Genomic DNA, 3,577 nt, shown 5'->3' with positions numbered 1-3,577 from the left:
TTCGGCGGCCTGATGCCGTTCGACGCCGAGCCGCTCGCCCGGTTCCTCGCCGGCGAGGTGGTCACCAGGCTGGATTCCCTGGTGCTGGTGCGGGCGAAGGACGACCTGCGGGACTTCCCGCCGGTGCGCATCGACCGGCCGGCCCGGCTGCGGCACGCCGGGCTGCGCGCACCCGACCTGGTCCACCTGCTGCGCGACGGCCTGGCACCGGACCTGCGGTCGGCCGAGGTGCTGGTCGCGAGTGACGACGAGGCACGGGAACTGGCGGAGTGCTTTGCGCTCTCGTCGTTGGACCGGCTCGCGATCGGCTTCCACGGCGCGGCCAGCGAGGAGTTCTTCTCCCGCGCGGACATCACGAACCTGAGCGATCTCGCCGTCCACGGCGTCACGGGCGCGGTCGCGTTCGGCGAGCCGGCCCGGCTGCGGCGCCTCGACCTGAGCCGGAACCACCTCGGACCCGGCGACGTGCGCGAGCTGCTCGCCGCACTGCCCGCGCTGGAGCACCTCGACCTCAGCGGCCGGACCGGAGGTTCCCCGCACTACTGGCACCCGGAGGTCCAGCCGATCGGCGACGAGGGAGCACGGGTCATCGCGAGGTCGAGCCGGCTGACGTCGCTGAACCTCGCCGCGACCGGCCTCACCCGCGACGGCCTGAGCACGGTGCTGGACCTGCCGCTGGAGACCTTGGACGTCTCCGAGAACCCGTTGGCCGGCCTGCCTTCCGCTGACTGGCCGGCCTTGCGGACGGTGCGGATGAACGCGTGCGGGCTCGGTGACGACGACTTGGCTTCCCTGCCGCGGGAAGCCCCGGTGCTGGAGAGCCTTTCCCTGGCCCACAACAGCATCCGCTCCGAGGGCGCCCGCACGCTGGCCGAGTGGCCCGTGCTGCCGCAGCTGTGGGAGTTGTGCCTGCACGACAACATGATCGGCGACGACGGCCTGGTCGACCTGGCGCGATCCCGTGCGGCGCAACGGTTGCTGGAGCTCGACCTGGAACAGGACGTCTGGACCGCCTGCCACCGCCGCACCGGCACGCCGCTGCCGCCCGAGGTGGTGGCGCCCGAGTCGTTCCCGAACCTCGACGCCCTCCACCTGGGCCTGGTCGACGGCTACCACCTCTCGCGCCGGTCGTCCGGCTTCCCCGCCGAGCAGCACGAGGAGCTGATCAGGACCGGCCGGCCCGAGCTCGTCGCGTTCCTCACGCACGTCAAGCTCCTCGACCTCCTGGACGGCGAGGACCCCGACCCGGACCCGCCGGAGACCGACTTCCGCACACCCCGGAACGGACCCTAGGGGGCGTCCCTGATGTGCGAAGGCGTTGGCAGCGCCTAACTTCCCCGTCAACGAGGGAGGCCGCGATGAAGGCGATCGTCCAGGACAGATATGGCTCCGCGGACGTGTTGGAACTGAGAGAGGTCGACCGGCCGGTGCCCGCTCAGGGCGAGGTGCTCGTGCGGGTGAGGGCGTCGTCGGTGAACGCCGCCGACTGGCACATCATGCGGGGAGACCCGTACTTCGCGCGGCTGTTCCTGGGCCTGAAAGGCCCGAGGTCGCGGATCAGGGGGATGGACTTCGCGGGCGTCATCGAAGCGGTCGGGCCCGGCGTCGGCGGGCTGCTCCAAGTGGGGGACGAGGTGTTCGGCGAGGTCGAGGGGTCCTTCGCCGAGTACGTGTGCGTGCCCGCGGACCTCGTGCTGCACAAGCCGGCGAACCTGACGTTCGAGCAGACGGCGACGTTGCCGCTGGCGGGCAACACCGCGTGGTCGGGCCTGCGCGACCTGCGGGCGGGGCAGAAGGTCCTGATCAACGGCGCGTCCGGCGGGGTGGGGCTGCTGGCGGTGCAGATCGCCAAGGCGCGCAAGGCGTTCGTGACCGCCGTGTGCAGCACGCGCAACGTCGAGCAGGTCCGTTCGGCGGGGGCGGACGTGGTGGTCGACTACCGGACGGACGACTTCGTGCGCGGCGGGGAACGCCACGACGTCGTGTTCGACCTGGTCGGCAACCGCAGGATGGGCGAGCTGCGCAGCGTGCTCACCCCGGACGGCGTGCTGGTGCTGTCCGGCGGCGGCAGCTTCACCGGCGGGGTGCTGCTCGGCCCGTACCGGCTGATCATCCAGGGCAGGCTGCTCGGCTCGTTCGCGCGGCAGCGGCTCGTGGTGCTGGAGGCCAAGCCCAGCAGGGAGAACCTGGCGGCGTTGCGGGACCTCGCCGAGTCCGGGCAGCTGGTGCCGGTGGTCGAGCGCGTCTACCCGCTGGCCGAGGCGCCGGACGCGATCCGGCACGTCGAGTCGGAGCACGCGCGGGCCAAGGTCGTCGTGACGGCCTGAAAATCGCTGGCCCTCCGGAGTCGCGGGGGACGACGATCCGCGCATGGTCGAAGTGCGCGTCAGCGCCGGAACTGTTCGCGGTGCGGTGGAATCGGGTGTGCAGGTCTTCCGCGGCATCCCCTTCGCCGCCCCTCCCGTGGGCGAGCTGCGGTTCGCCGCGCCCCAGCCGGTGCCGTCGTGGGACGGGGTGCGGGACTCACTGGCGTTCGGCCCGCCGCCACCGCAGGCGCAGGTGTTCGGCATGGACGGCATCGGTGTCGCGGGGGACGACTGGCTGACCGCGAACGTCTGGTCGCCCGACCTGGCCGGTGACCTGCCGGTCATGGTGTGGATCCAGGGCGGCGGCTACACGGTCGGCATGTCCGGCCTGCCCGAGTACGACGGCACGCGGCTCGCGCTGGACGGCGTCGTCGTGGTCACGTTCAACTACCGCGTGGGCGTCGAGGGGTTCGCCCGGATCGAGGGAGCACCGGCCAACCGCGGCCTGCTCGACCAGGTCGCGGCGCTGGAGTGGGTGCGCGCGGAGATCCGGGCCTTCGGCGGGGATCCCGGCCGGGTGACCGTGTTCGGGCAGTCGGCGGGCGGCGGGTCGGTGGCGGCGTTGCTGGCCATGCCGCGCGCCGCCGGGCTGTTCCACCGGGCCATCGCGAGCAGCGTTCCCGGGGTGTTCTTCACGCCGGAGCTGGCCGCCGACATCGCATCGGTGTGCGCGGCGGAGCTCGGCCTGCGCCCGACGGTCGCCGATCTGTCCACTGTGGATCCCGTGCTGCTGCCGACGGTCGGCGACGAGGTGATGGCCAAGATCGGCCAGTTCACCGGCCGGTGGGGGCGGGCGGCGCACAAGAACATCCCGTTCGCGCCGGTCGTCGACGGCGACGTCCTGCCGGTGACACCGTGGGAGGCGCTCGCGGCGGGCGCGGCACGGGACGTCGAGCTGGTCGCCGGGCACACGAGGTCCGAACAGCGGTTGCTGACCATCATCGAGGGCCTGCTCGGCACGGTGACGGCCGCCCAGGCCGCGCAGGCGGCGGAGGTGTTCGCGCCCGGCCTGGAGTACCCGCGGACGGACCCGGAGGAGCTGTTCGAGGTGGTCTGCTCGGACTGGCTGTTCCGCATGCCGTCGCTGCACCTCGCGCAGGCGCAGGTCGCCGGTGGCGGCCGGGCGTTCCTGTACGAGGTGACCTGGGCGCCGCCGGGGCCGTTCGGGGCGTGCCACGGGATCGACGTGCCGCTGGTGTTCGGCAACCCCG

Annotated in this window: 2 protein-coding genes and 1 pseudogene; all 3 read left to right on the top strand. The window is 72.6% G+C overall.

Annotation, left to right across the window (positions count from 1 at the left end):
- Nucleotides 1-1,293: pseudogene (locus VF330_RS36410) on the top strand (hypothetical protein); the annotation flags it as partial.
- Between the two features lie 65 nt (nt 1,294-1,358).
- The gene (locus VF330_RS36405) at nt 1,359-2,327 is read left to right on the top strand and encodes an NAD(P)-dependent alcohol dehydrogenase (RefSeq protein WP_330856287.1); all 969 of its coding nucleotides are present in this window, start codon (nt 1,359-1,361) and stop codon (nt 2,325-2,327) included.
- A gap of 43 nt (nt 2,328-2,370) precedes the next feature.
- On the top strand, nt 2,371-3,577 hold a 1,207-nt coding region (locus VF330_RS36400), incomplete at its 3' end, for a carboxylesterase/lipase family protein (protein WP_330856286.1).

The organism is Lentzea sp., from assembly GCF_036380075.1.
In the GTDB taxonomy this organism is placed as follows: Bacteria; Actinomycetota; Actinomycetes; order Mycobacteriales; family Pseudonocardiaceae; genus Lentzea.
Note: the sequence above shows the minus strand (reverse complement) of the source record. Positions and strands in the feature narration are given on the sequence as shown.